This is a genomic window from Lysobacter sp. GQ73, from assembly GCF_059758755.1.
The window spans coordinates 899,043-923,472 of the sequence record NZ_JCAXEE010000002.1 but is presented as its reverse complement, the minus strand read 5'-3'; the positions used below and the strand labels follow the sequence as shown (position 1 = coordinate 923,472).

Below are 24,430 nucleotides of genomic sequence, written 5' to 3'. Positions count from 1 at the left end.
GCATCGACTCCCTCGGTGCGACGGCAAGGAGTTACCCACGATGACGCTGCGCGAGCATGCCGTGCTGATGGCCGGCTACAACCGCTGGATGAACGACAAGGTTTACGCAGCGGTTTCGCGGCTGCCGCCCGATGCGGTGGCCGAGGACCGCGGTGCGTTCTTCGGTTCGATTCTCGGCACGCTCAATCATCTGCTGGCGGCCGATCTGATCTGGCTGCACCGCTTCGCGAACCATCCTGCGCGTTTCGCCGCCCTGGATCCGGTTCGCGGCATGGCCCATCCGCTCGGCATCGACCAGATCCTGCACGATCGTCTGGCGCCGTTGCAGGCGCAGCGCCGCGAACTGGATGCGGCGATCGAAGCCTGGGCGGCGGAGCTGGGCGATGAGGATCTCGACCACGTGCTCAGTTACGCCAACATGAAAGGCATCGTGTCGCGGCGTCCGTTCGCCGGCTTGGTGATGCATTTTTTCAACCACCAGACCCACCACCGCGGCCAGGTCACGACCTTGTTGACCCAGGCCGGCCAGGATGTCGGCTCGACCGATCTGATGATGCTGGTGCCGGCGCTGGAGTGAGGCCGGGCGGGCTCAGCCCGCGCACTGCGCGCGCAACCGTTCCACCTCGCGCGCGACCTCGCTGCCGTCCGGGCGGGCATCGCCGATGCTGCGCAGCAGGCCGTCGAGGGTCGCCCGCGCCTGCCCGCGTTGCGGCCCGCCGCAGCGCACGTGCGCGGCATAGGCCTGGGCGCGCCAGCCGAGTTCGCGCAGCGTCTCGTCGGTGGTCGGCAGTTCCGACAGCGAATCCAGGTGGGCGAGCGCGGCGGCGTCGCCGGACAGCGCCTGGACCTGGGCCAGGTCGAGTTCGGCGTGGCGGGTGTTCGGATGGCGCTCGCCGTAACCCTTGCGGGTCAGGCTGACCGCGCGTTGCAGATGGTCGATGCCGCGGTCGCGTTGGTCGAGCGCGATCTCGACCTCGCCGAGCAGGCGCTCGGTGTCGCCGATCACGCCGTGTTCGGCGCCGAACTCGGCCACCCGCAGTGCGCGGATTTCGTCGAGCAGCAGCCGCGCCATGGTGTGGCGGCCGGTCGCATGCAGCACCGTGGCCTGGGCGAACAAGGCCTCGGCGAGACGACCGCGGTCGAGGTGCTTGCGCGAGATCGTCACCGCATGGTCGAGCTCGCTCAGGGCGCGGTCGACGTCGCCGCGTTCCCAGGCGACCAGGCCCAGGCTGCTGTGCAGACCGGCGAGATCGGAATGGTCGGCGCCCAGGCGCGGCGTCAGCACGTTGCGCAGCTGTTCCAGTTCGATCTGCGCCTGCGCGTATTGGCCTTGTTCGATATGGAAGGCGGCGAGCTGGCGGCGCACGGCCAGGGTCGCCGGATGCTGGCCGCCGTTGACCTCCAGGGCGATCGCCAACGCTTCCCTGGCATCGCGCTCGGCGTCGTTGAGTTGGCCGAGGTCGTGGCGCAGTGCGGCCAGGTTGCGGCTGATCTCGACCTGCAGCGGGTGGCGGTCGCCGACGCTCTGCTGCAGCCGCCGGCGCGCCTGCTCGAAGCCCTGCAGGGCCTGCCGGCTTTGTCCGGCGTCGGCCTGCAGGCTGGCGAGATCCATCAGGTTCTCGACTTCGCCGACCTCGCCGTTCTCGAGTATTTCCCGGCGCAGCGCGAGCGAGCGTTCGAACAATTGGCGTGCGCCCTGGCGTTCGCCGTTGGCCTGGCGGCAACGGCCGAGTTCGGAATAGAACTCGCTGGCCTGATTCGGCAACTGCGCCTGTTCGCGCCGGGCCAGGTCGAGCCCGGGCTGCATCAGCGCGGCGCACTCGCGCGGCTGGGCGAGCAAGCGCAGCACCTTGCCGCGCTGGGTGATCGACTCCAGGCGCAGGCTTTCGGGAATGTCCTGGTCGGTACTGGCGATGATGCTGGCCTGGCGGTCGAGCAGCGCGCGCGCTTCGTTGTAGTCGCCCAGGCTGGTGCGCATGCGCGCGATCACCCCGAACAGCTCGGCGCGTGCGCGCGGCTGCCGGGCGAGTTCGCGGGTGCCGCGGATCACCGAGGCGTCGAGCAGGCCGCGCAGGTCGAGCGCTTCGCCTTCAGGCGTGCCGCGCGCGCTTTCGAACAGGCCGACCATGAAGTCCTGCATCGCCTGGGCGCGGCTGGCTTCGCCGACCGCTTCGCGCGCCTGCCAGGCCACAATGCCGAGCGCGGCGCTGAGCACCACCGCGACCAGGGCCGCGGTCGCCAGCGCCCAGCGGTGGCGGGCGACGTACTTGTTGAAGCGGTAGCGCAGGCTCTGCGCCCGCGCCAGCACCGGCCGGCCGGACTCGAAACGCTGCAGGTCCAGCGACAGCGCCTCGACCGAGGGATAGCGCTGTTCGGGCCGCTTCGACAGGGTCTTGAGGACGATGTTGTCGAGGTCGCCGCTGAGCTGGCGGGCGAGGCGGCGCACCGAGTTCGGGTCGACCTCGGCATCGTCGGTGTCGACGTAGCGCAGCACCGCCTGCGAGGGCCGCAGCGGGTCGGCGGCGAGGATCGCCTCTTCCCACTCGGCGTCGGTCTGGCGCTTGAGGCGGTAGGGCTTGGAATCGGTCAGCAGCTCGTACAGCACCACGCCGAGCGAATACACGTCGGTCATGGTGGTGACCGGCTCGCCGCGCACCTGTTCCGGCGCGGCGTAGTGCAGGGTGAAGGCGCGCGCGCCGGTGCGGGTCTGCTCCGGCAGCGGCACGTCGTTGCTGTCGAGCAGCTTGGCGATGCCGAAGTCGAGCAGGCGCACGTCGCCGGCCGGCGTCACCATGATGTTCGACGGCTTGAGGTCGCGGTGGACGATCAGGTTGGCGTGGGCGTGGCTGACCGCGTCGCAGATCTGCTGGAACATGCGCAGGCGCTTGTCGAGCGGGGTGCGCTGGTTGCGGCAGTAGTCGGTGATCGGCTCGCCTTCGACGTACTCCAGGGCGAGGTAGGGCAGGCCGTCGCGGCTGATGCCGGCGTCGAGCAGGCGGGCGATGTGCGGATGCGCCAGGCGAGCGAGGATCTGGCGCTCGCGGGTGAAGCGGGTGCGCAGGTTGGTGTCGGCCAGGCCGGGACGCAGCAGCTTCAGCGCGACCCGGCGCTGGTACAGGCCGTCGGCGCGCGAGGCCAGCCAGACCTGGCCCATGCCGCCTTCGCCGAGCAGGCTTTCCAGGCGGTAGGCGCCGACTTCCACGCCGGGGCGCATGCCGGTGTTCTGCGGCGCGACCAGCGGCTCGGACAGAAAATCCTCGTGGCCGTCTTCGAGCGCGATCAGCCCGGCGAGTTGATCGGCGAGCTCGGCGTCGTCGGCGCGCAGCTCGCGCAGGCGCTCGGCGCGCGCGGCCGGTTCCAGCTCGAGCAGCGCGTCGAGCAAAGGGGACAGGCGTTGCCAGCGTTCGGCGTCCATGCGCGGTCAGTCGGTGGCGATACGACGGTCGTCGGCGATGTGGATCATGGCCAGGCGCATGGGATGCGGGCGCGCTGCACGGCGGTGACGGAACGCGGCACGCGCCGTGCGTCAGCGATTGGGCTCGTCTTGCAGCGAGGCCAGCAGGAACAGGCGGGCCTTCTGCCAGTCGCGGCGGATGCTGCGTTCGGAGCGCTGCAGCAGCGCGGCGATTTCGAGTTCCGACAGACCGGCGAAATAGCGCAGTTCCACCACCTGGGCCAGGCGCTGGTCGACCGCGGCCAATTTGGTCAGGGCGGTGTCCAGGCCGAGCGTGTCCTCGTCCAGGCGCAGGCCGCCTTCGACGTCGTCGGGCAACTCGGTGACGCGGTGCAGGTCGCCGCCGCGCTTCTGCGCCAGGCGCTGGCGCGCGTAGTCGACGACCACGCTGCGCATCGCCGAGGCGGCGTAGGCGAAGAAATGCGCGCGATCGTCGAACTGGGCTTCGCGGCGGCCGACCAGCTTGAGGTAGGCCTCGTGCACCAGCGCGGTCGCATCCAGGGTCTGGCCGTGCTGGCCGGCGAGCTGGCGCCGCGCCATGGTGTGCAACTCCTGGTACAGAGTCGCGAGCACGCGATCGAGTGCGCCGCGGTCGCCTTCGCGGGCGGCATCCAACAGGATCGTGATGTCAGCGCTTTCGGCCATATCGCCCCTCGACTCGGCGGAGACTATAGCGCGTTCATCTTCATATGATAGCGACGGCGGTGGCATCGCCCCGGCGGCGGCCGCGCCGTCCGTCCGGAATCGGGGGGCCGGACCCCCGTGGCCCCCGCGCCCGGACGGGCCTGCCGGCGCCCGGGCCGCCGCGCTTCAGCGTTGGCAGTGCCCGCACCAGACCGTGGTGCGCTGGCCGATGCTGGCCTGCTTGAGCGGCCGGCCGCAGCGCGGGCAGGGCTCGCCGCCGCGCCCATAGGCCGACAGCTCCTGCTCGAAATAGCCCGGCGCGCCGTCCGGGCTGATGAAGTCGCGCAGGGTGGTGCCGCCGCGCTGGATGGCGTAGGCCAGGATGTCCTTGATCGAAGCCGCGAGCGCGGCATAACGCTCCCGCGAGACCTTGCCGGCCGCGCGCAGCGGCGACACCCCGGCCGCGAACAAAGCCTCGGCCGCGTAGATGTTGCCGACCCCGACCACCACCCGCTGGTCCATCAGGAAGGTCTTCACCGGCGCCTTGCGGCCGCGGCTGAGCTCGAACAGATAGTCGCCGTCGAAGGCCTCCGAGAGCGGTTCCGGGCCGAGGTCGCGCAGCAGTTCGTGGGTCTCGCCGGGCGCCTGCCACAGCAGGCAGCCGAACCGGCGCGGGTCGTTGAAGCGCAGCACCCGGTCGGAATCGAGCAGCAGGTCGACGTGGTCGTGCGCGCGCACCGGCGTGTCGGCGGGCAGCACGCGCAGGCTGCCGGACATGCCCAAGTGCAGCAGGGCGCTGCCGGCGGCGGTGTCGAGCAACAGGTACTTGGCGCGGCGGCGCACCGCGTCGATGCGTTCGCCCGGCAGGGTGTCCTCGATCTGCAGCGGGATCGGCCAGCGCAGGTTGGGGCGGCGCAGGATCGCGGTGACGACGCGGCGGCCTTCCAGGTGCGGCGCCAGGCCGCGCCGGGTGGTTTCGACTTCGGGCAATTCAGGCATGCGGCAAGGGTACTATCCCGGCCAGGCCGCGCATCGTTCGATGGCCGGAACCGGGAGTCGCTTCATGCCGCACGCGCCAGCGTCCGAGGAAGCCGTCGCAAACGGGGCGGGGTTAGCCGCCAGGGCGCCCGAGCCCGAGGCCGCGCCGCCGCCGGGCCGGCGCCTGCGCAGTTTCGCCAGCGCCGAGATCGACATGGCGCTCGACGCCCTGGGCTGGCGCGGCAATCGGATCCATGCCGGCGTGCACCTGGCGCGCAAGGGCTTGCGCCGGGTCCGCGCCACGGTCGCGCTCGGCGGCGGGGCGCTCGGTCCGGGCGCGGCGCTGGTCGACCGCGAACTGCGCCGGCTCAACCGTAACTTGTCGGTGCTGCGCGACGCGCACGCGCTGGTCGAAACTCTGGATCGGCTGCTGCGCCTGCCGCTGGAAGCCGAGGTCCGCACTTTGTTGCGCCGTGCCCGCCGCCGTGCCGCGCAGGCCCGCGCGCAGGTCGCGCGCCAGGCCCGCGCCGAAGACCCCGACCTCGGCGCGCGCCGCTCCTTGTTGCGAGTGCTGCGCGCCGCGCTGCGCGCTTTGCCCTGGGACGGCCTGACCGCGGAAGACTGGCGCGGCGCGGTCACCGCGAGCCTGGCGCGCGTCGCGCGTTGCGCCGAGCGCGCGCGGCGCAGCGGGCTCGACGAGGATTGGCACGACTGGCGCCGGCGCGCGCGGCGGCTGTCGCAGCAGCAGCGCGCGCTGAAAGCGGCCAGGCTCGGCCGCGACGCGCCGAAATTCGACAAGCACACGATCGAGCGGCTGGGGGCGGCCCAGGACCTGAACCTGCTGCTCGACCATTGCGGGCGCCGTTCGGTGTTCGGCAAGGCCGACCGCGGCGCCTTGCGGCGCTACGCGCAGGGCGAGCTGGCGCGGTCGCGCGGGGAGATCGTGAACGCGGATGCGACCGAGGGCGGCCCGGAATAGGGGCATTCGCGAGGCCTGCCCTCACCCCGGCCTCTCCCGCGATCGGAAGAGGCGCCAAGCCGAATGCGGGGCAGGCCGACCGATCTCGCGACCGCCGGTCGGCCGGCGCCAGCTGAACCCCTTCAGCCGCGCCCGCTGCGGCGCGCCTTGCCCGTTGGAATAAACGACCCCATCACATCGCAGAGCCGTACCGGCGCGAAGGGTCCGCGCCTGGTGGCATCATCTGCCCAGGACCGGCCGCTTCGGGCCGGCCCCCGTGGTCTGTCGGAGTTTCGAAATGCCCGCTTCCCTGATCGATTTCCTCGCCGGCGGCCTGGTCCAGGCCGGCTTCTGGGAGCTCGCCGCGTACTTCCTCGCGGTCACCCAGCTCACCATCATGTCGGTGACGCTGTATCTGCACCGTTCGATGGCGCACCGCTCGGTCGATTTCCATCCCGCGTTGGCGCATGTGTTCCGTTTCTGGACCTGGCTGACCACCTCGATGATCACCAAGGAGTGGGCGGCGATTCATCGCAAGCATCACGCCAAGTGCGAGACCGAGGAAGACCCGCACAGCCCGCAGTTCAAGGGCATCGACACGGTGATGTGGCGCGGCGTCGAGCTGTACCGCGAAGCGCGCGCCGAGCGCGAGGACATCGAGAAGTACGGCAAGGGCTGCCCGGACGACTGGATCGAACGCAAGCTCTACACCCCGCACGCGACCATGGGTCCGGTGCTGCTGCTGTTCCTCAGCTTCGCCCTGTTCGGCTTCGCCGGCGTGGCGATCTGGGCGCTGCAGATGGTGTGGATTCCGTTCTGGGCCGCCGGCGTGGTCAACGGCCTCGGCCACTGGTGGGGCTATCGCAACTTCGAGACCACCGACACCGCGACCAACCTGACCCCGTGGGGTTTCTGGATCGGCGGCGAAGAGCTGCACAACAATCACCACGCGTTCCCGAGCTCGGCCAAGTTCGCCCTGCGCAAGTGGGAGTTCGATATCGGCTGGACGGTGATCCGCGGCCTGCAGGCGTTGCGCCTGGCCAAGGTGCTGCGGGTCGCCCCGGCTCTGGACGTGCGCCCCAACATCGCCATGCCCGACACCGAAACCCTGCGCGCCTTGCTCGCGATCCGCTTCCAGGCGATGACCGACTACTACCGCAGCGTGACCTTGCCGAGCCTGCGCGAAGAAGCCGCGCAGGCCGGCGACCGCATGCGCACCCTGCCGCGCCGCCTGCGCAAGGGCCTGGCCGATGGCGGCCGCTGGCTCGACGACGGCGCGCGCGCGCGCCTGCAGAGCTGGATCGACGAGCGTCCGCGCATGGCGACCCTGGCCGAATTCCGCCAGCGCCTGGCGCAGGTGCTCGACGACCGCTCGCACGATGCGCAAGCGACCTTGAACCGTCTGCACGCCTGGTGCGTCGACGCCGAGGCCAGCGGCATCCAGCAGCTGCAGGCGTTCTCCGCGCGCATGAAGGGCTACGCCCTGGCGCCGGCGCGCCACTGACCGAAGCCGGTTCGCCGGCCTGTCGTTACAGCAGAACCCGCGCAGCGATGCGCGGGTTTTTTCATGCCGGCGTGCGACGGCTCGACCGACGGCCCGCGCGGCGCCCGCCTCAAGACCGCGACGCCGATCAGCATTTGCCGGCCGGCGAGGGTGTAGCGTGCTGGGCAATGGAGTCGCCGCGCCGGACCGCGTCCCGCGCTGCATAAGGAGATGCCGCATGCGCAGGGACATCGCTGCCCGAATCACCGCAGCCGCAATCATCGCCGCCGACCGTGCGCCGTTTCCGATTCCCTTCAACCTGCCCGCCCGTGCCGTCTTGCGCGGCGCGCGAGCGATGTCGTTCCAAGGACGAACCCGCCATCCGTGAACGCGTCGCGCCAGGGATGGGGCCGCGCTTCAAGCACAGGAGACAGAACAGATGAAGGTATTCCGTAGCAAGCGCATCAAGCTGCTCATGCTGGCCTCGTTGTTCGCTGCCGGCATCGGCTTCGGCGTGGCCCAGGCCGACAGCCCCTACCGCGAAGGCTGCCCGCCGAAAGTCGGCTGCAAGTACGGCGGCCAGCGCATCGGCTGCTGCCTGCTTCCCTGAGGAATCGGGCGCATGAAGACCCTGCGTGGCACCCGCACGAGATACCTGGCGATCGCGGCGCTGTTCGCCGCGTCGGTCGGGTTCGGCGCGGCCCAGGCCGACAACCGCTACGCCGAGGGCTGCGCGCCCAAGGCCGGTTGCCAGTTCGGCGGCACTCGCTTCGCCTGCTGCATGGACGATTCCTGATCTCAGCCGCCGATAGGCGTGCGTGAGCGGCTTCGCGCCGCGCGCACCGGGTGGCCGGCGTCGCCTTCGCGCGGCGCCGGCGCCCGATCCGGAACTTTCCGGATACCGCCGCTCCCAATTCAGACCGATCCGGGGCAGCCGGTCGGCAACGTCGGCGTTCGCCGCCCTGCGCGTTGGTCGCCGCTCCGTGCCCGGACTTGCCTGGCGCTGCCGCGCGCGTCAGGCTGCGCGGCAAAGCCGCCGCTCCCGGCGTCATCCGGTTCCCGCGCATGCGCCGATGGTTCGCGATCGCCTTGTGTTTTCCGCTGCTGAGCGCGGCCCAGCCGGTCGCCTCGACCGGCGACTATCTCTCGCGCATGGACGGCGACCAGGACGGCAGGATCTCGCTGCTGGAATACCAGGACTGGCTCAGCTACGCCTTCGACGCGATGGACGCCAACCGCGACGGTCTGCTCGATGCGCAGGAGCAGCCCGCGAGCGGCCGCGGCGCGCGCGCCGCCTTGTCGCGCGAGCAGCATCGGCTCACCCTGGCCGAGCGTTTCGGCAAACAGGACCGCAACCGCGATGGCTGGCTCGACGCGCGCGAACTCGCCTCGCCGCCGCAGTGACCCCCCATCCCGCGCCCATGCGGATCGCCGATTCGGTGGAGGCGTGCAGGCCGATGCGATGCGCTCCGGCCGATTTTCCGCAGTCCCGTTCTCCGCAGTCCGTCGCAATGCCCGGATCGCGCAATTGCCGCGCCCGCGCCGCGCGTGATACCTAGTCGCGATGAATTACGCATTGCCCCGCGGCGAACTCGATACCTTGTTCGCCGGCCCCCAGTCGGTCACCTCCGAACAACGCCGCGAACTGGCCGAACTGATCGTCGAACGCTTGCGCCAGGTCCACGGCGAGCGCCTGCTCGCGGTCGCCCTGTACGGCTCCACCGCGCGCGAAGGCGACGGTCCGTACTCGGATCTCGAACTGTGGGCGGTGCTCGACGACGATGCGCTCGGCGCCGATTACGACGACACCCTGGAGTGGGTGCACGGTCGCGGCAAGGCCGAGCTCAACCTGATGTCGCGCACCGCCATCGAGGCCTATGCGCGCGAAGTCGACGAAGGCTGGGCGCTCAGCCACGGCCAGTTCGTCCATGCGCGCGCGCTGTGGATCGCGCCCGATCATGGCGCCCTGGTCGAAACCTTGCGCTCGCTCGCCGCGCACCCGAACGATGCCGCGGTCGACGCGGCCCTGGCCGAGATCGTCGTCGGCGAGTTGTACGAGCTGGTCGGCAAGTTGCGCAATCGCTACGCGCGCAAGCCGATGGCGCTGATCGCGTGCGAGTTCGCCCAGCACCTGGCCTGCCTGATCGGCCTGGCCGAGCGGCACGTGTTCGCATCGAGCGGGACCATGTTCGACGAGGCCGCCGACCTGCCCGGGCCGGACGGCGCGGCGCAGTTGTTCGGTCTCGTCGCACAGGGCGACCTGCGCGACGAAGTGGTGTTGACCCTGGCGATGGAACGGGTCTGGGCCGGCCTGGAGGAATGGGCGCATGCGGCCTCGTTGAACGAGGCGCTGGAAGCGCGCTGCGCTGCCTCGGAGCGCTGAACGCGGCCGATCCGGTACAGTCCGCATCGTCGACGGGACCGCCGCGGGCGGATTGGGCGCGTCCGCATCGGCGCGACGCGCGCATCGCCGCCCGGATCCTGCGCAGTGCCGTCGACCATCCGACTCCGGGTTCGCGATCGACCGACGAGGGCCTCGTGCCATGGGCCGACTGCTGCACCCCTGGTTCGCCGAAGCGCGTCTCGTCGCCGCGCGCGGCGGCGCCTGGCGGCGCGGCCGGGCCCTGCTCGCGACAGCGGCCGCCGCGATCGCCGTACCGGTGTCGCTGCGCGGCTGGGGCGGCGATGCCGCGGCGCTGGCCGAGGCTCTGCCGCGCTTGATCGAGCGTTTGCCGCTGCCGTTCGGCCTGCTCGCGATCGCCCTCGCCTACGCGGTCGCTCGCGGAAGGTCGATCGCCCTCGACGATTACCTGCGCCTGGGCTGGTGGGCGGCGGCGCCGATCGAGCCGGCGCGGGCGACGCGCAGCCTGGTCCTGTTGGCCGGCCTGGCGACCTTGGCGGCGATGGCGTTCGCCGCCGCGGTGTTGGCCGCCTGCGGCGGCGAGCCCGCCAGTCTGCGCGCCGCGTACTGGATCGTCGACGGCGGGCTCGCGTTCGGCGCCGTGCTCGGATTGTTCGCGGCGCTGCGCCATCGCCGTCATCCTCATCACCGCCTGCGCGAAGGTGCGCGCCAGCCGCTGTTCGGCCTGGCCTGGCTCGACGATGCGCGGCTGCCGCACCTCAGCGACTGGCAGCGGCGCGAAGGCGTGCTGCGTTGGCGGCGTGGCGGCCACGCCTGGATGATCGGCGCGGTGCTGTTCGGCCTGCCGAGTTCCACCGGCCTCGGCAGCGGCCTCGGCGTGCTGCTGATCGCCATCGCGCTGGCCTGGTTCAGCCTGATCCTGCAGGCCTGCGTCGCGGCGACCCTCGAGGCCGATGCCCTGCTGGCGAGCACCCCGCGCGCGCCGCGCCGGCTGGCGTGGGCGGCCTGGCGCTATCCGGCCTTCGCCTTCGTCTGCGCGGTGGCGTTCGCAGGCGGCGGCGCCGCGCTGTTGGGCCTGAGCTGGCGCGCCGCGCCGGTGTTGTTCTCGATCCTGCTGGTTCTTTCGGCGCCGGCCTGGCTCGCGCTGCGTCCCGTCTTACATCGGTATCTGTCGCGATGACCGTCCTGCTCGAACTCGAAGGCCTGCAGCACCGCTACGACGAGCACGCCGTGCTGCACGGCATCGACCTGCGCCTGCACGCCGGCGAATTCGCCGCCCTGATCGGGCCGAACGGTTCCGGCAAGACCACCTTGCTGCACTGCCTGGCCGGCCTGCAGCGGGCGAGCGCCGGACGGGTGCTGATCGGCGGTCACGACCTCGCTCGCGAACCGCTGCAGGCGCGGCGCCGGCTCGGCTTCGCGGTCGACCCGGCGCGGCTGCCGCCGTTGCTGACCGGGCGCGAATGCCTGCGCCTGTTCGCCGGCACCCGCGAGCTCGGCGAGATACCCGCGCCGACCCTGGCGCTGGCCGAGACCCTGGCATTGGCGCCGATGCTGGATCGCCGCATCGGCCAGTACTCGCTCGGCACCCGCCAGAAACTGGCGATCGCGCTGGGCCTGCTCGGCGAACCGCCGCTGCTGGTGCTCGACGAACCGCTCAACGGACTCGACCCGCTCAGCGCCTACGCACTCAAGCGCCATCTGCAGCAGCTCGCCCACGAGCATGGCACCGCGGTGTTGCTGGCGACTCATTCGCTCGACGTCGCCGAACGCTTCATCAGTCGCGCGCTGCTGCTGATGGACGGCCGCCTGCGCCGCGACTGGCAGGCCGGCGAACTCGACGCGATCCGTGCCGACCCGCGGCGATCGCTGGAGCAGTCGATGGTGGAGGCCCTGGCGGCGGAACGGCCTGCGGTTGCGGATTAGTTGGCGGTGGCGGCGCGTCGTCGTCCTCCTATGGCCGGTGACATCGTCGCACCCAAAAGCGGCTGCGTCGCGACCGGGGCCGGGGTAGGGGCGGCGCGAGCCGCGACCGCGACACTGCAAACGATCGCGCAGCGACCCACGCCGACCGAACCGGCACGACGATTCTTCCTTCGAGAGGGGGAAAGGGGAGTTGATTTGGCCACGCAGCTCAACGCTTATCGGCCGGTTTCATCATCATCGCCTTCCGCCAGGAGCGTCGTAGACGCCATGGCGCGGTCGCGGCTTGCGCCGCTCCTACCCAAGAGCGGCTGCGTCGCGACCGGGGCCGGGGTAGGAGCGGCGCGAGTCGCGACTGCGGTACTGCAAACGATCGCGCAGCGATCCAAACCGAACGAACCGACAAGACGATTCTTCCTTCGAGAGGGGGGGATTTGATTTGGCCACGCAGCTCAACGCTTATCGGCCGGTCTCAACATCATCGCCTTCCGCCAGTAACGTCGTAGACGTCACTGCGCGGTCGCGGCTCGCGCCGCTCCTACCCAGGAGCCCAAGAGCTCAAGAGCCCACGAGCCCGGACGGGCATGACCGAGCGGCTCATCGGAGCGGCGATGGGCTGCTACCATGCCCACCGTTGCAGAAGAGTGGCGCCGGCCGATGGCCGCTGCCCGCCGAAGGCGCAGGCTCCCATAATCGCTCAGGCTCGGCCCTCGCGGCCGGAACACTGCAACGAACACGCCGATCTGGAGAGAGGCCGCGACGCGGCCCACCGAAGGGGCAAGCGGCCGCTGTCGCGACAGCGCGCCGCCCAAACTCTCAGGTAAAAGGACAGCGGGAGCGGCACCGCGGCCTTCGGGCCACGGAGACAGGCAGACGGGTGCGGCCCATGGCCGCGCGCGCATGCCGTGCCGCCCGGCCGCTGCGTGCTCGCCGCAGCGGCGCGTTCGCGTCTTCGTGCCCGGCCGCGGTTCATTCGTGCCCCTCCGACGGAGAACCGCCGTGTTGCTGCAACTGATCTATCTCATCGCCATCAGCGCAGAAGCCATGACCGGCGCGCTCGCCGCCGGCAAGCGGCGCATGGACTTGTTCGGCGTGGTCATCATCGCCAGCGTCACCGCGCTTGGCGGCGGTTCGCTGCGCGACATCGTGCTCGGCCACTATCCGCTCGGCTGGGTGCGTCATCCCGAGTACCTCGGCTACACCATCGGCGCGGCGATCGCGGCGACTTTCCTGGCCAAGAAACTGCACCGCTTGCGTCGCGCCTTCCTCTGGCTCGATGCGCTCGGCCTGATCGCCTTCACCCTGATCGGCTGCTCGGTCGCGCGCGAAGGCGGGCACGCGCCGGCCATCGTCGTCATCGCCGGCATGTTGACCGGGGCCTTCGGCGGCGTGCTGCGCGACGTGCTGTGCAACGAGATCCCGCTGGTGTTCCAGCGCGAGCTGTACGCGGTGATCTCGCTGCTGACCGGCGTGGCCTATCTGGCGATGCTGCGCTTCGGCGTCGCCGAGAACCTCAGCGTGCTGCTGTGTCTTGGCGGCGGCTTCGCCTTGCGTTTGTTGGCGATCCGCTACGAATGGGAGATGCCGAAGTTCGTCCACCCCTGAGCGCCGCCGGCGGTGCGATCACGAGGTCTCGCCGAGCACCTCGGCGACGCGTCGGCGCAGCGCCGGCAACAGTTCGGCCGCGAACCAGGGATGGCGCTTGAGCCAGGCCTGGTTGCGCGGGCTCGGGTGCGGCAAGGCCACCGCCTGCGGCCACTGCGCGCGCCAAGCCTCGACCGCCTCGGTCAGGGTCGCGCCGGCCTTGGGCAGATGCCACAGCTGCGCGTAGCGGCCGACCGCCAGGGTCAGGCGTACAGCGCGCAGCTGCGGCAACAGTCGGCGGTGCCAGGTCGCCGCGCATTCCGGCCGCGGCGGCAGGTCGCCCGAGGCGCCGGTGCCCGGATAGCAAAACCCCATCGGCACGATCGCCACCCGCGTTTCGTCGTAGAACGTGGCGCGGTCCAGCCCGAGCCAGTCGCGCAAGCGCTCGCCGCTCGCATCGTCGAACGGAATCCCGGAAGCATGCACCTTGCGTCCCGGCGCTTGCCCGGCGATCAACAACCTCGCCCGCGGGTCCGCCTGCACCACCGGCCGAGGCCCGTGCGGCAGGTGCGCAGCGCATAGGGTGCAGGCGCGGATCGCTTGAATCAGCATGGGCTCGGGACTCGGGACTCGGGACTCGGGACTCGGGACTCGGGACTCGGGACTCGGGACTCGGTATTCGGTATTCGGAAGGCTAAAGCAAAAGCGCCGAGCGTGGCATGCAGCATCTGCTTGAACGATTCAGGCCTTTAGATGGATTGCAGTGACGAGTATTGCGGCAACCGGTTGATAAGACAGGACGAGGCCGATGCACCTCACGCGATTCGAATCCATGCTCTCCGAGTCCCGAGTCCCGAGTCCCGAGTCCCGGCTCTTCGGGCCCCAAGCCCCGAACCCAACGCAAAAGCAAAACGCCGGCCCCAAGGCCGGCGTTCGCTCGAAACATCGACGCAACTCACTCACGCCGTGATATCGCGATCCTTGGTTTCCGGCAGGAACAGCGCGCCGATCACCACCGTCATCGAGGCGACGATGATCGGATACCACAGGCCGCTGTAGATGTCGCCGGTGGCGGCGACGATGGCGAAGGCGGTGAACGGCAGGAAGCCGCCGAACCAGCCGTTGCCGATGTGGTAGGGCAAGGACATCGAGGTGTAGCGGATGCGCGTCGGGAACAGTTCGACCAGCCAGGCGGCGATCGGGCCGTAGACCATCGTGACCAGCAGCACCAGGAAGGTCAGCAGCGCGATCACCATCGGCTTGTTGATCTGCGCCGGGTCGGCCTTGGCCGGATAGCCCGCGGTCTGCAGCGCGTCGGTCAATTGCTTGCCGAAGGCGTCCGACTGGGTCTTGAACGTGGCGCTGTCGAGCGACTCGCCCTCGAAGCTGCTCAGGCTGGTGCCGCCGATGCTGACCGTGGCCACGCTGCCGGCCGGGCCGACTGCGTTGACGTAGGGAATGCCCTTCTTGGCCAGCGCCGACTTGATGATGTCGCAGGACTGCTTGAAGGTCGCCTTGCCGACCGGGTCGAACTGGAACGCGCAGCGGTCCGGATCGGCGGTGACGGTGACCGGCGAGGCGGCGACCGCGGCTTCCAGCGCCGGGTTGACGTTATGGGTCAGCGCCTTGAACACCGGGAAGTAGGTGAACACCGCGATCAGGCAGCCGGCCAGTACGATCTTCTTGCGGCCGATCTTGTCCGACAGCCAGCCGAACAGGATGAAGCCGCCGGTGGCCAGGGCCAGGGCGATGGCGATGAAGATGTCGGCCTGGTTCGGGTCCATGCCGAGGGTCTTGGTCAGGAAGAACAGCGAGTAGAACTGACCGCCGTACCACACCACGGCCTGGCCGGCGGTGGCGCCGAGCAGGGCCAGCAGGGCGATCTTGCCGTTCTTGGAGAAGAAGCTCTCGGTGATCGGTGCCTTGGAGGTCTTGCCCTCGGCTTTCATCTGCTGGAACAGCGGCGATTCGGCCAGTTGCAGGCGGATCCACACCGACACGCCGAGCAGCAGCACCGACACCCAGAACGGAATGCGCCAGCCCCAGGACTCGAAGTCTTCCTTGCCGAGGTAGTTGCGGCAGGCCCAGATCACCAGCAGCGACATGAACAGTCCGAGCGTCGCGGTGGTCTGGATGAAGCTGGTGTACAAGCCGCGCTTGCCGTTGGGCGCGTGCTCGGCGACATAGGTCGCCGCGCCGCCGTACTCGCCGCCGAGCGCCAGGCCCTGCAACAGGCGCAGGGTGATCAGGATGATCGGCGCGGCGATGCCCATGGTGGCGTAGCTGGGCAGCACGCCGACCAGGAAGGTCGCCAGGCCCATGATCACGATGGTGACGAGGAAGGTGTACTTGCGCCCGATCATGTCGCCGAGGCGGCCGAACACCAGCGCGCCGAACGGCCGCACCGCGAAGCCGGCGGCGAAGGCGAGCAGGGCGAAGATGAACTGACTGGTCTCGTTCAGGCCGCCGAAGAACTGCTTGCCGATGATCACGGCGAGCGAACCGTAGAGGTAGAAGTCGTACCACTCGAACACGGTGCCGAGGCTGGACGCGAAGATGACCTTCTTGTGGCCCTTGGTCAGCGGCGCACTGGGCGTCGCCGGGTTTGCGGTGATGCTGGACATGTCTGTTCCCCCGAACAGTGGAGAGGAGCGGGCCGGGGCCCGCCGGGGCGATTGGATGTTGCGATGAATCCTTGCTTCGCGATCTCCGCGACGGCGGGGTTCCAGGGACCTTCGGCGCTTGCGCACGGGAGCCCCGGATCCCGCTCTCGCGGGCACGACGATGGCGCGACGCGAACGCCGCGCCGTGCGGTCAGAAGCTGTACTTGACGTGGGTCTGCAGGCGGTTGATCTCGCCGCGGTCGCCGCTTTCGATCTCGCGCTGGCCCCAGATGTACTCGGCACCCACGTCGAGTTTCGGGATCGGGGTATAGATCAGGTTGATGTGGGCCGATTGCGCCGACTTGGTGATGCCCAGGCCGGTCAATGCGGTCTCGTTGTCGTACTGCGCGCGCGAATAGAACAGATTGCCGCGCAGCTTCGGGGTGAACACGTGGCGCCAGCCGACGAAGCCCGAGACCAGGTCGATGTTCTCCAGGTCGCCGCTGGCGTCGAGCACCGCGTCGTTGTTGAGCGCCAGGCCGACGTAACGGCCGATGCCGCTGCCGGCGGTGACCATGTAGCGCAGGTCGTCCTTGGCGCCGAGGTTCCACTTGCCCGACAGGCTCAGGCCGTAGCCGGAGTTGCTGTCGTTGGCGCGGCCGGACTGGTACTTGAGCTGGCGCGCCAGCGCGCCGACGCTGAAGTGGCCCCAGTCGCCCTTGGCGGTGTAGCGCGCGGTCACGTCCGGCACCGCGCCGTCGTCGCCGGCGACCTGGGCCATGTTGCCGCGGAACGGCGTGTACACGGTTTCCGGGTTTTCGATCGAGAACGACCACGGCCCGCTGGTGTAGCGCAACTGCGCCTGGCGCACGAACACCGTGCCCTCGGTGGGGCCGAGGAAGTCGACCGTGTCCGGCAGCGCCGCGGTGTCCTGGAAGTTCGACCAGGCCTGGCCGGCCATCCACTTGTTCCAGGTCACGTAGGCCTGGCGCAGGGTCAGCGCATAAGTGTTGGTGGCGACCTCGTTGCCGGTGAAGGCGGTGGTGCCGCCGCCGAACAGGTCGAATTCCAGATAGCCCTTGAGCTTGTCGCCGCTCTCCAGGTCGGTATCGGCGGCGAACCAGAAGCGCGAGAAGTTCGCGCCCATGTCGGTGTCGCTGCCGCCTTCGCGGGTGGCCGCGCCGCCGACCGGGATCGCCTTGGGCACGTAGAACAGGCGTCCTACCGAGCCGTCGGCGATGTCGCCGTCGTTGGTCTGAGTGACCGAGGCGTCGAGCTTGATGAAGCCGCCGTAGCTGAAACGGGTGCCGGGGTTGCCGGCGGTCGAGATCGGCGTGCTCTGGATGCCCGGCTTGGCAGCCGTCGCCGCGGTCGCGGTCGGCGCGGCGGCCTGCGCGGCCTTGACCTCGGTGACCTGGGTCTGCACCTGCTGCTGTTGCGAGACCAGTTGCTGGACCATGCGCTCGAGTTCGGCGACGCGGGTTTCGAGTTCTTTTTCCTTCGCCGTCTGCGCGAAGGCCAGTCCGGGCAGCGCCAGGGCGACCAGCAAGGCCGTGGCCAGGGGCCGCCGTCGCATTGCCGCGCGCTGCGGTGCCGTGCGCGTGAACACACTAGTGAACGTCATGATTCCCTCCCGAGGAACGCCGCGCGGTACGTGCGGCTGCGGCCAGCCTGCGCGCCGCCGCGACGGCTTCACCATTCGCCATTGGTCGTAACGCCGCGATTCAGTTCCCCATTTGCGACCGAGTTACGACCAAGGTCTAAACCGCCGCGGCCGCGGCGGTCGCGACGGATGCGGCACACTGGGCGACCTCGCGCGCCCGCGCGCAAGCCCCGCTCGCCGCGACGCGGATCCGGACCGACCGGGAACGATCGCGGCATAGGCGTCGCGCGCCGGGTCGGCTATAACGAAGCCCGCGCCTCGACACTGCCAGCCCACGGAGCCCCCACTCATGACCCACCCCGTCACCGTCTATCCGACCGACGCGGACTTCGCTGCGAAGTCGCGCTACCGGCGCGAAGACTACGAGCGTCTCTACGCCGAATCGGTCGCCGACCCCGACGCGTTCTGGGGCGGCGTGGCCAAGCGCCTGGACTGGTTCAAGGCGCCGACCAAGATCAAGAACGTCAGCTACGACCTGGCCGACTTCCGCATCCATTGGTACGAAGACGGCGAGCTCAACGCGAGCGTCAACTGCCTCGACCGCCACCTGGCCGAGCGCGGCGACAAGACCGCGCTGCTGTTCGAGCACGACGATCCGAACCTGCCGGCTGAGCACATCACGTATCGCGAGCTGCATGTGCGCGTGTGCCGCCTGGCCAATGCGCTGCGCAACCTCGGCGTCAGGAAGGGCGACCGCATCACCATCTACCTGCCGATGATTCCCGAGGCGGTGGTGGCGATGCTCGCCTGCGCGCGGGTCGGCGCGATCCACTCGGTGGTGTTCGGCGGCTTCGCCCCGAACTCGATCGCCGACCGCGTCGCCGACTGCGCCAGCAAGCTGGTGATCACCGCCGACGAAGGTCTGCGCGGCGGCAAGAAGATTCCGCTCAAGGCCAACGTCGATGCGGCCCTGAAGCTGCCCGGCACCAACTCGGTCGAAACCGTGCTGGTGGTGCGCCACACCGGCGCAGCGGTCGACATGCAGATGCCGCGCGACCGCTGGTACGACGCCGTGGTCGAAGGCCAGCCGGAGACCTGCGAGCCCGAACGCATGAACGCGGAAGATCCGTTGTTCATCCTTTACACCTCCGGCAGCACCGGCAAGCCCAAGGGCGTGCTGCACACCACCGGCGGCTACCTGGTCTATGCCAGCTTCACCCACGAAGCGGTGTTCGATTTGCGCGAGGACGACATCTACTGGTGCACCGCCGACGTCGGCTGGGTCACCGGCCACAGCTACATCGTCTACGGCCCGCTCGCCAACGGCGCCACCGCGCTGGTGTTCGAGGGCGTGCCGAACTACCCGGACGTGTCGCGTTTCTGGAACGTGATCGACAAACACCAGGTGAGCGTGTTCTACACCGCGCCGACCGCGATCCGCGCGCTGATGCGCGACGGCGACGAACCGGTCAAGAAGACCTCGCGCGCCTCGCTGCGCTTGCTCGGCACGGTCGGCGAGCCGATCAACCCCGAAGCCTGGCGTTGGTATTACGAAGTGGTCGGCGACTCGCGCTGCCCGATCGTCGACACCTGGTGGCAGACTGAGACCGGCGGCATCCTGATCACTCCGCTGGCCGGTGCGATCGACCTCAAGCCCGGTTCGGCGAGCAAGCCCTTCTTCGGCGTGCAGCCGGCCCTGGTCGACGCCAACGGCGGCGAACTCGAAGGCGAAGCCGAGGGCAACCTGGTGCTGAAGGACTCGTGGCCGGGCCAGATGCGCACGGTCTACGGCGACCACCCGCGCTTCATCGAGACTTATTTCAAGACCTATCCGGGCAACTACTTCACCGGCGACGGTTGCCGCCGCGATGCCGACGGCTATTACTGGATCACCGGCCGCGTCGACGACGTCATCAACGTCAGCGGCCACCGCATCGGCACCGCCGAAGTCGAGAGCGCCCTGGTTTCGCATCCCAAGGTCGCCGAAGCGGCCGTGGTCGGCTTCCCGCACGACCTCAAGGGCCAGGGCATCTACGCCTACGTGACCCTGATCGCCGGCGAAGCGCAGAACGACGAACTGCGCAAGGAACTGGTGGCCTGGGTACGCAAGGAAATCGGCCCGATCGCCACGCCCGATCATCTGCAATGGGCGCCCGGCCTGCCGAAGACCCGTTCGGGCAAGATCATGCGCCGCATCCTGCGCAAGATCGCCGAGAACGCCCCGGACCAGCTCGGCGACACCAGCACCCTGGCCGACCCCTCGGTGGTCGAGAGCCTGGTGAGCGAGCGACTGGGACGATAAGAGCGTCACTGCCTGGCTGGCACGGCTGTTATCGCGGTCGTGCTGGTTGCGGTGGGGCGGTTGTAGTAACAACAGCAACAGCAACAGCAACAGCAACAGCAACAGCAAATCCCCCCAGCCCCCTTTTTCAAAGGGGGGATTCGGTAGGAAGGTTATTCATGGGCTGGGTGATTCGTGAGCGAGGCTACGAATGGCCTTGCTTGGACAGTTCAAGCTCCACTTCAAGCTCCACTTCAAGCGTCGGCTCAAGCTGGCATTGGTATACCCGTGCTGTTGCTGTTCCCCCCTTTGAAAAAGGGGGGGCGGGGGGATTTGCTTCGGCTGTCAGCTTTCAACGCGGCTTAGTCTCAGACGCTCCAGCACCACCCGATGTATCTCCTCCATCACCGCAGCCGTTTCCCTGAGCACCTGCAGGTTGTCGAAGCGGATCACCTTCAGCCCGAGCATCTCCAACGCGACCGTCCTTCTTGCATCCGCCGCCAGGCCAGACTCGGTCATGTGCTGCGCGCCATCGACTTCGACGATCAGCGCCGCCGCCGGCGCATAGAAGTCGACCACATAACGCAGCAACGGCTTCTGCCGGTAGAACTGCACGCCGAGTATCTGCTTGCGCCGCAACAGCCACCACAACCGCTGTTCGGCGGCGCTGGCGTCGCCTCGCAGGCGGCGCGCGGGCGTTTTGAGACCGGGTTCATACGAATGCATACCCACATTTCACCCGCCTTCACCCATCGTCCAATAGCGGACGAACCCCCTGTACGACGTAAGATTCCTGCCATGTACGTCGTCCGCAGCGCCCTTCCCCCGACCAGGCCCGCCCCATGCCGACCCTGCTGATCGCCGACGACCACCCGCTGTTCCGCGAGGCCTTGCGCGGCGCGGTGGCGCGGGTGCTGCCGGATGCGGCCCTGCGCGAGGCCGACAGCGTCGACGCGCTGTATGCGCTGGTCGAGGCCGAATCCGATGCCGACCTGCTGCTGCTGGATCTCAACATGCCCGGCGCGCAAGGCTTCAGCGCGCTGGTGCATCTGCGCGCGCTGCATCCGCAGCTGCCGATCGTGGTGGTGTCGGCGCGCGAGGAGCCGGCGACGATGCGCCGCGCGCTCGATCACGGCGCGGTCGGCTTCATCCCCAAGTCCGCCGACGCGGCGACGCTCGGCGCGGCGCTGACCACGGTGCTCGACGGCGACCGCTGGGCGCCGGCGGCGGCCTTCGCCGCGCCGGCCGCGAACGCCGACGAGCACGAAGCCGCGCAGCGCCTGCGCGACCTCACCCCGCAGCAGTTCCGGGTCCTGCAGATGCTCGGCGCCGGGCTGCTCAACAAACAGATCGGCTACGAACTCGGCGTCTCCGAAGCGACGGTCAAGGCCCACGTCACCGCGATCCTGCGCAAGCTCGGCGCCAACAACCGCACCCAGGCGGTGCTGATCGCCGGACGCCTTGCGCTCGACCCCAGCGCGATCGTGCCGCCGCCGGAAGAAGTAGAGTAAGCGAGTCGGCCACGCAACCCGCGTCGCGCGCGCTGCCCCCACCGATCTGAAACGGCCGCCGATGGACCCAGGCCCGAACTTCCCCGATCCGGTCACCAAGACGATCCAGATCCAGGCCGCTCCCGCGACGGTCTGGCAGGCGCTGACCGATCCCGCGCGCATGGCGGCATGGATGTCGGAAGAACCGCTCGAAGTCGTCACCGACTGGAGCGCCGGCGGCCCGATCCTGCTCCGCGGCCTGCTGCACGGGCGGTTGCGCTTCGAAAACCGCGGTGTCGTGCGCGTATTCGAACGCGAGCGCGCACTCGAATACACCCATTGGAGTTCGCTGTCGCGGCGAACGCTCGCCGACCTGCCCGAGAACCACGTCGGGATTGGACTGCTGCTGCATCCGGACGGCGGCGGCACCCGACTCGAGCTGAGGCTGAGCAATCTCGGTCACTACGCGATCTACGGTCATCTGAACTTCTATTGGGAAGTCAGCTTGGCCGTGCTCAAGCGCTACTGCGAAACCGGGGAAGCCTAAGGGTTCGCCGTTCGTCGGCGCACAGCGGGCCGCCGCGATCGGTCGTTGATCGGACTGCGTCCTGGTCGGCATAGTCGTCGTGCTCGCACCGCCCGCCCGGAGGACACCCGCATGCAGCATCGTACCCGGTGGTTATCGTTCGCGGCCATTCTGGCGTTCGCCTCGCCGGCCGCCGCGCGGGACAGCGATTGCGATTTCGACCAGGCCTATCTGGCCAAGCGCATGCAGCAGGTCGCCGCGCGCCACGGCGGCCGGCTCGACGCGAGCGGCAACGCCGTATGGATGCTGAGCAACGGCGAAACGGTCATCGTCGCCAGCGGCGGCTGCGTGCATTACGGCACCACGGTGAGCCTGATCTATGCGCCGGGCTTTGCCGCCCCTTCGCGGGAAGTCGCGATCGAGCGCCTGCTCGCCGCGATATCGAAGTACTGGCAGCCCGGCGCGGCACGGCGCCTGCAGGCCGCGCTGCGCGCCGGCGTGTATGAGACGCGGACCTTGGACGACGGCAGCGCCGAGCAGATCGGCGCACTCGACCCCGGCGCGGGGTTCTCGTTCGAATACCGCCTGATCCTCGGCGAGCGCGAGGCGCGGATCGGCTGGGAAGAAGCCTGATCGGCGAAACCGCGAGCCGCGCACAAACTTGTCAACCGCGTTGCGCGGGTGTTAGCTGGCCGCCTCAAACATCGCCGAGCAGTCGCAGTCGGCCGCGCAGGCGTCACGCCACAGCATGCGGTCCGAACGCAGGCGCAATGAAGCGGGAGCTAGAAGGCAAGGTCGCGGTGATCCACGGCGGTGGCGGCGCCATCGGCGGTGCGGTGGCGCGCGCGTTCGCGCACCAGGGCGCGGGCCTGTTTCTCGCCGGCCGCAGCCGGACGCGCCTCGATGCGGCGGTCGCCGACATCGTCGGCGCCGGCGGCGTCGCCGAAAGCGCGCTGGTCGATGCGCTCGATGCGGATGCGGTCGAGCGCCATGCCGAGGCGGTCGCGGCGAAGCCGGCGCCATCGACATCGTGTTCAACGCGGTGGCCTTCGTGCACCTGCAGGGCGTACCGTGCGCCGAATTGCCGCTGGCCGATTTCGAGTATCCGGTGCATTCGTACCTCCGCTCGAACTACCTCACCGCGCGGGCGGCGGCGCGTCACATGGGCGAGTGCGGCGGCGTCATCCTGAGCCTGGTCACCCCGGCCGCGCGCATGACCGGGCGCGGTTATCTCGGCCATTGCGTCGCCTGCGCCGGCGTCGAAGCGATCTCGCGCCATCTCGCCGGGGGATTCGGCGGACGCGGCATCCGCACGGTCTGCCTGCGTTCGCATGCGATCCCCGAAGCGCTGGAGGCCGGCTCGCACAGCCGCGAGGTGTTCCAGCCGCTCGCCGACCAGGCCGGCATCTCGGTCGAGGCGATGCCGCGGGGGGCGGCCGAGAGCACCTTGCTCAAGCGCCTGCCGACGTTGGCCGAGATCGCCGGCAGCGAGGTGTATGCCGCTTCCGATCGCGCGGCGGCGACGACCGGCGGCATCCTCAATCTCACCGGCGGTTTCCTGGTGGATTGAGGCGCGAGCGACTCAGGGCTCGTCGCGTTGCGCGTCCGGCGCCCACACCACGCCGAGCGCGCGGATGCCGAAGCCGGACACGCGCTGTACCTCGCGCCATGGGTCGAGCGAGGTGTCGAACTCGATGATCTCGTAGGACCGGCCGCAAGTGCGCCAATCCGCGCACGGCGCGATGTTCGGTGCCTGATCCCAGGGAATGCCCGACAGCCGCCGCAACTCCACCCACGCCTCGGCCAGCGAGCCGTGCTGGCTCAGCGGTTCGGCGTGATCGGTGTCTTCGATGATGAAGCGCGTCGCCATGCTGTCGATGCGTTACCCGGAAAGAGGGACTGCGGGGCGAAGCCGGCGTTCGGGCCGGCCTTCCCCAAGACCGGCGATCCCGCGGCATCGTAGCCGGGCTCATGCCTCAGGACAAATCGCCGCGGCGGCGAAGCTGCGCGAACCGCAAGCGCGATGCAGGATCAACCGCGACGGCGGGGACGCGGGCGCGAAAACCCGGATCGCGATCACAGCCGGACGCAGCGCTTCGGCGATCGTGGAAGAGACACGGCTAAACGGCTCCTGCGCCGGCCATGACGGCTCGGCGCGAACGAAGGCGCGTATCGCGAGGCGTGCGCATCGAGAGCACGCACGAGTTCGCCGTCGCGACGGCCGCTAGGGCAGGGTGAACTTGCGCATCGCGCGCAGCGGCCACAGCGAGGTGAAGCGCGCGCCGCCGACCAGGCGATGCGCGGCCGACATGCCCTGCAACAGGCCCAGGCGTTCCAGCACGTCTTTCGCGCGGCGGAACGAATGGCGAGGGTCGGCGGTCAGCATGAACAGATTGATCTCTTTCGCGCTGACGTCGTACCCCTCCAGCTCGACCGTGTCGCCCAGCGCCGCCTTCAGATCGGCCTCGATCGTCGCCAGGAAGGCTTCGTCGGCCAGCGACTTGCGCCAGAACTTGATGATGAGTTGATGTTCCATTCCGCCGATTGTAGGCGCAACCGCG

At 69.4% G+C, this 24,430-nt stretch carries 25 protein-coding genes, 1 pseudogene and 1 riboswitch; of the genes and pseudogenes, 17 read left to right on the top strand and 9 right to left on the bottom strand.

Features of this window, described 5'->3' with window-relative positions:
• Positions 1 to 40: 40 nt before the first annotated feature.
• Positions 41 to 577 (top strand): DinB family protein, encoded by a 537-nt coding sequence (locus AC6CH2_RS08845; RefSeq protein WP_498268910.1) that lies wholly within the window; start codon positions 41 to 43, stop codon positions 575 to 577.
• A 12-nt stretch (positions 578 to 589) separates the two neighbouring features.
• Here the strand turns inward: AC6CH2_RS08845 and AC6CH2_RS08840 are convergent, their stop codons facing one another.
• From AC6CH2_RS08840 to mutM, 3 genes are all read right to left on the bottom strand, one after another.
• Positions 590 to 3,415, bottom strand: a complete 2,826-nt coding sequence (locus AC6CH2_RS08840) for a serine/threonine-protein kinase (RefSeq protein WP_498268909.1) — start codon at positions 3,413 to 3,415, stop codon at positions 590 to 592.
• A 111-nt stretch (positions 3,416 to 3,526) separates the two neighbouring features.
• Positions 3,527 to 4,099 (bottom strand): ECF-type sigma factor, encoded by a 573-nt coding sequence (locus AC6CH2_RS08835; RefSeq protein ID WP_435396576.1) that lies wholly within the window; start codon positions 4,097 to 4,099, stop codon positions 3,527 to 3,529.
• A gap of 165 nt (positions 4,100 to 4,264) precedes the next feature.
• On the bottom strand, positions 4,265 to 5,077 hold the full coding sequence (mutM, locus tag AC6CH2_RS08830) for a bifunctional DNA-formamidopyrimidine glycosylase/DNA-(apurinic or apyrimidinic site) lyase (protein ID WP_498268908.1): 813 nt from the start codon (positions 5,075 to 5,077) through the stop codon (positions 4,265 to 4,267).
• 64 nt (positions 5,078 to 5,141) lie between these two features.
• Between mutM and AC6CH2_RS08825 the strand changes: the two genes are divergently transcribed.
• The 10 genes from AC6CH2_RS08825 (at position 5,142) to AC6CH2_RS08780 (ending at position 13,387) form a co-directional block, all read left to right on the top strand.
• Positions 5,142 to 6,035, top strand: a complete 894-nt coding sequence (locus tag AC6CH2_RS08825) for a CHAD domain-containing protein (protein WP_498268907.1) — start codon at positions 5,142 to 5,144, stop codon at positions 6,033 to 6,035.
• Positions 6,036 to 6,312: 277 nt separating this feature from the next.
• On the top strand, positions 6,313 to 7,518 hold the full coding sequence (locus AC6CH2_RS08820) for a DesA family fatty acid desaturase (protein ID WP_498268906.1): 1,206 nt from the start codon (positions 6,313 to 6,315) through the stop codon (positions 7,516 to 7,518).
• Positions 7,519 to 7,735: 217 nt separating this feature from the next.
• On the top strand, positions 7,736 to 7,885 hold the full coding sequence (locus AC6CH2_RS08815) for a hypothetical protein (RefSeq protein WP_498268905.1): 150 nt from the start codon (positions 7,736 to 7,738) through the stop codon (positions 7,883 to 7,885).
• Between the two features lie 51 nt (positions 7,886 to 7,936).
• The gene (locus AC6CH2_RS08810; RefSeq protein ID WP_435397349.1) at positions 7,937 to 8,107 is read left to right on the top strand and encodes a hypothetical protein; all 171 of its coding nucleotides are present in this window, start codon (positions 7,937 to 7,939) and stop codon (positions 8,105 to 8,107) included.
• Positions 8,108 to 8,119: 12 nt separating this feature from the next.
• Positions 8,120 to 8,293 (top strand): hypothetical protein, encoded by a 174-nt coding sequence (locus AC6CH2_RS08805; RefSeq protein ID WP_435397348.1) that lies wholly within the window; start codon positions 8,120 to 8,122, stop codon positions 8,291 to 8,293.
• A gap of 269 nt (positions 8,294 to 8,562) precedes the next feature.
• On the top strand, positions 8,563 to 8,901 hold the full coding sequence (locus AC6CH2_RS08800) for a hypothetical protein (RefSeq protein ID WP_498268904.1): 339 nt from the start codon (positions 8,563 to 8,565) through the stop codon (positions 8,899 to 8,901).
• A gap of 160 nt (positions 8,902 to 9,061) precedes the next feature.
• The gene (locus AC6CH2_RS08795; protein WP_498268903.1) at positions 9,062 to 9,880 is read left to right on the top strand and encodes a kanamycin nucleotidyltransferase C-terminal domain-containing protein; all 819 of its coding nucleotides are present in this window, start codon (positions 9,062 to 9,064) and stop codon (positions 9,878 to 9,880) included.
• 160 nt (positions 9,881 to 10,040) lie between these two features.
• Positions 10,041 to 11,039: a hypothetical protein gene (locus AC6CH2_RS08790; protein ID WP_498268902.1), complete on the top strand. Its 999-nt coding sequence runs from the start codon at positions 10,041 to 10,043 to the stop codon at positions 11,037 to 11,039.
• The gene (locus AC6CH2_RS08785; RefSeq protein ID WP_498268901.1) at positions 11,036 to 11,785 is read left to right on the top strand and encodes an ABC transporter ATP-binding protein; all 750 of its coding nucleotides are present in this window, start codon (positions 11,036 to 11,038) and stop codon (positions 11,783 to 11,785) included. Before AC6CH2_RS08790 ends, AC6CH2_RS08785 begins: the two co-directional genes overlap by 4 nt.
• Before the next feature lie 730 nt (positions 11,786 to 12,515).
• Positions 12,516 to 12,622: riboswitch (glycine riboswitch) on the top strand.
• A 159-nt stretch (positions 12,623 to 12,781) separates the two neighbouring features.
• Entirely contained in the window at positions 12,782 to 13,387 is a 606-nt protein-coding gene (locus tag AC6CH2_RS08780; protein ID WP_435396534.1) for a trimeric intracellular cation channel family protein, read from the top strand.
• An 18-nt stretch (positions 13,388 to 13,405) separates the two neighbouring features.
• Here the strand turns inward: AC6CH2_RS08780 and AC6CH2_RS08775 are convergent, their stop codons facing one another.
• The 3 genes from AC6CH2_RS08775 to AC6CH2_RS08765 form a co-directional block, all read right to left on the bottom strand.
• Complete coding sequence (locus AC6CH2_RS08775) at positions 13,406 to 13,978, bottom strand: uracil-DNA glycosylase family protein (RefSeq protein WP_498268900.1); 573 nt, start codon at positions 13,976 to 13,978, stop codon at positions 13,406 to 13,408.
• Between the two features lie 347 nt (positions 13,979 to 14,325).
• Complete coding sequence (locus AC6CH2_RS08770) at positions 14,326 to 15,990, bottom strand: MFS transporter (RefSeq protein WP_498268899.1); 1,665 nt, start codon at positions 15,988 to 15,990, stop codon at positions 14,326 to 14,328.
• 190 nt (positions 15,991 to 16,180) lie between these two features.
• Positions 16,181 to 17,593, bottom strand: coding sequence for a DcaP family trimeric outer membrane transporter (locus AC6CH2_RS08765; protein ID WP_498268898.1), 1,413 nt, complete (start codon positions 17,591 to 17,593; stop codon positions 16,181 to 16,183).
• A 328-nt stretch (positions 17,594 to 17,921) separates the two neighbouring features.
• Between AC6CH2_RS08765 and acs the strand changes: the two genes are divergently transcribed.
• Positions 17,922 to 19,874 carry an acetate--CoA ligase gene (acs, locus tag AC6CH2_RS08760; RefSeq protein ID WP_498268897.1) on the top strand — a complete coding sequence of 651 codons (1,953 nt, stop codon included), beginning with the start codon at positions 17,922 to 17,924 and terminating at the stop codon, positions 19,872 to 19,874.
• Positions 19,875 to 20,198: 324 nt separating this feature from the next.
• Here acs and AC6CH2_RS08755 read toward each other — a convergent pair whose 3' ends face one another.
• Positions 20,199 to 20,579 (bottom strand): endonuclease domain-containing protein, encoded by a 381-nt coding sequence (locus AC6CH2_RS08755; protein WP_498269107.1) that lies wholly within the window; start codon positions 20,577 to 20,579, stop codon positions 20,199 to 20,201.
• Between the two features lie 116 nt (positions 20,580 to 20,695).
• Here AC6CH2_RS08755 and AC6CH2_RS08750 point away from each other — a divergent pair, with 116 nt between their 5' ends.
• From AC6CH2_RS08750 to AC6CH2_RS08730, 5 genes and pseudogenes are all read left to right on the top strand, one after another.
• Entirely contained in the window at positions 20,696 to 21,364 is a 669-nt protein-coding gene (locus AC6CH2_RS08750) for a response regulator transcription factor (RefSeq protein WP_031370625.1), read from the top strand.
• 61 nt (positions 21,365 to 21,425) lie between these two features.
• Positions 21,426 to 21,890, top strand: a complete 465-nt coding sequence (locus AC6CH2_RS08745) for an SRPBCC family protein (RefSeq protein WP_498268896.1) — start codon at positions 21,426 to 21,428, stop codon at positions 21,888 to 21,890.
• Between the two features lie 111 nt (positions 21,891 to 22,001).
• Entirely contained in the window at positions 22,002 to 22,502 is a 501-nt protein-coding gene (locus AC6CH2_RS08740; RefSeq protein ID WP_498268895.1) for a hypothetical protein, read from the top strand.
• Positions 22,503 to 22,639: 137 nt separating this feature from the next.
• Positions 22,640 to 22,822 (top strand): annotated as a pseudogene (locus AC6CH2_RS08735) (oxidoreductase); the annotation flags it as partial.
• Between the two features lie 68 nt (positions 22,823 to 22,890).
• Positions 22,891 to 23,439, top strand: coding sequence for an SDR family oxidoreductase (locus AC6CH2_RS08730; protein ID WP_498269106.1), 549 nt, complete (start codon positions 22,891 to 22,893; stop codon positions 23,437 to 23,439).
• Positions 23,440 to 23,451: 12 nt separating this feature from the next.
• On the opposite strand, the gene AC6CH2_RS08725 is transcribed toward AC6CH2_RS08730, so the two are convergent.
• Together AC6CH2_RS08725 and AC6CH2_RS08720 are read right to left on the bottom strand one after the other, a co-directional pair.
• On the bottom strand, positions 23,452 to 23,739 hold the full coding sequence (locus AC6CH2_RS08725; protein ID WP_498268894.1) for a hypothetical protein: 288 nt from the start codon (positions 23,737 to 23,739) through the stop codon (positions 23,452 to 23,454).
• Positions 23,740 to 24,093: 354 nt separating this feature from the next.
• Positions 24,094 to 24,405 (bottom strand): hypothetical protein, encoded by a 312-nt coding sequence (locus tag AC6CH2_RS08720; RefSeq protein WP_498268893.1) that lies wholly within the window; start codon positions 24,403 to 24,405, stop codon positions 24,094 to 24,096.
• Positions 24,406 to 24,430: the final 25 nt, after the last annotated feature.

Bases quoted from the DNA above. Each gene is read 5' to 3' on its own strand.
- AC6CH2_RS08755 (WP_498269107.1), bottom strand. From the start codon at position 20,579: ATGCATTCGTATGAACCCGGTCTCAAAACGCCCGCGCGCCGCCTGCGA.
- AC6CH2_RS08785 (WP_498268901.1), top strand. From the start codon at position 11,036: ATGACCGTCCTGCTCGAACTCGAAGGCCTGCAGCACCGCTACGACGAG.
- AC6CH2_RS08845 (WP_498268910.1), top strand. From the start codon at position 41: ATGACGCTGCGCGAGCATGCCGTGCTGATGGCCGGCTACAACCGCTGG.
- AC6CH2_RS08835 (WP_435396576.1), bottom strand. From the start codon at position 4,099: ATGGCCGAAAGCGCTGACATCACGATCCTGTTGGATGCCGCCCGCGAA.
- AC6CH2_RS08745 (WP_498268896.1), top strand. From the start codon at position 21,426: ATGGACCCAGGCCCGAACTTCCCCGATCCGGTCACCAAGACGATCCAG.
- AC6CH2_RS08740 (WP_498268895.1), top strand. From the start codon at position 22,002: ATGCAGCATCGTACCCGGTGGTTATCGTTCGCGGCCATTCTGGCGTTC.
- AC6CH2_RS08720 (WP_498268893.1), bottom strand. From the start codon at position 24,405: ATGGAACATCAACTCATCATCAAGTTCTGGCGCAAGTCGCTGGCCGAC.
- AC6CH2_RS08820 (WP_498268906.1), top strand. From the start codon at position 6,313: ATGCCCGCTTCCCTGATCGATTTCCTCGCCGGCGGCCTGGTCCAGGCC.
- AC6CH2_RS08790 (WP_498268902.1), top strand. From the start codon at position 10,041: ATGGGCCGACTGCTGCACCCCTGGTTCGCCGAAGCGCGTCTCGTCGCC.
- AC6CH2_RS08765 (WP_498268898.1), bottom strand. From the start codon at position 17,593: ATGACGTTCACTAGTGTGTTCACGCGCACGGCACCGCAGCGCGCGGCA.
- AC6CH2_RS08815 (WP_498268905.1), top strand. From the start codon at position 7,736: ATGCGCAGGGACATCGCTGCCCGAATCACCGCAGCCGCAATCATCGCC.
- AC6CH2_RS08750 (WP_031370625.1), top strand. From the start codon at position 20,696: ATGCCGACCCTGCTGATCGCCGACGACCACCCGCTGTTCCGCGAGGCC.
- AC6CH2_RS08770 (WP_498268899.1), bottom strand. From the start codon at position 15,990: ATGTCCAGCATCACCGCAAACCCGGCGACGCCCAGTGCGCCGCTGACC.
- acs (WP_498268897.1), top strand. From the start codon at position 17,922: ATGACCCACCCCGTCACCGTCTATCCGACCGACGCGGACTTCGCTGCG.
- AC6CH2_RS08800 (WP_498268904.1), top strand. From the start codon at position 8,563: ATGCGCCGATGGTTCGCGATCGCCTTGTGTTTTCCGCTGCTGAGCGCG.
- AC6CH2_RS08840 (WP_498268909.1), bottom strand. From the start codon at position 3,415: ATGGACGCCGAACGCTGGCAACGCCTGTCCCCTTTGCTCGACGCGCTG.
- AC6CH2_RS08725 (WP_498268894.1), bottom strand. From the start codon at position 23,739: ATGGCGACGCGCTTCATCATCGAAGACACCGATCACGCCGAACCGCTG.
- mutM (WP_498268908.1), bottom strand. From the start codon at position 5,077: ATGCCTGAATTGCCCGAAGTCGAAACCACCCGGCGCGGCCTGGCGCCG.
- AC6CH2_RS08805 (WP_435397348.1), top strand. From the start codon at position 8,120: ATGAAGACCCTGCGTGGCACCCGCACGAGATACCTGGCGATCGCGGCG.
- AC6CH2_RS08810 (WP_435397349.1), top strand. From the start codon at position 7,937: ATGAAGGTATTCCGTAGCAAGCGCATCAAGCTGCTCATGCTGGCCTCG.
- AC6CH2_RS08795 (WP_498268903.1), top strand. From the start codon at position 9,062: ATGAATTACGCATTGCCCCGCGGCGAACTCGATACCTTGTTCGCCGGC.
- AC6CH2_RS08825 (WP_498268907.1), top strand. From the start codon at position 5,142: ATGCCGCACGCGCCAGCGTCCGAGGAAGCCGTCGCAAACGGGGCGGGG.
- AC6CH2_RS08775 (WP_498268900.1), bottom strand. From the start codon at position 13,978: ATGCTGATTCAAGCGATCCGCGCCTGCACCCTATGCGCTGCGCACCTG.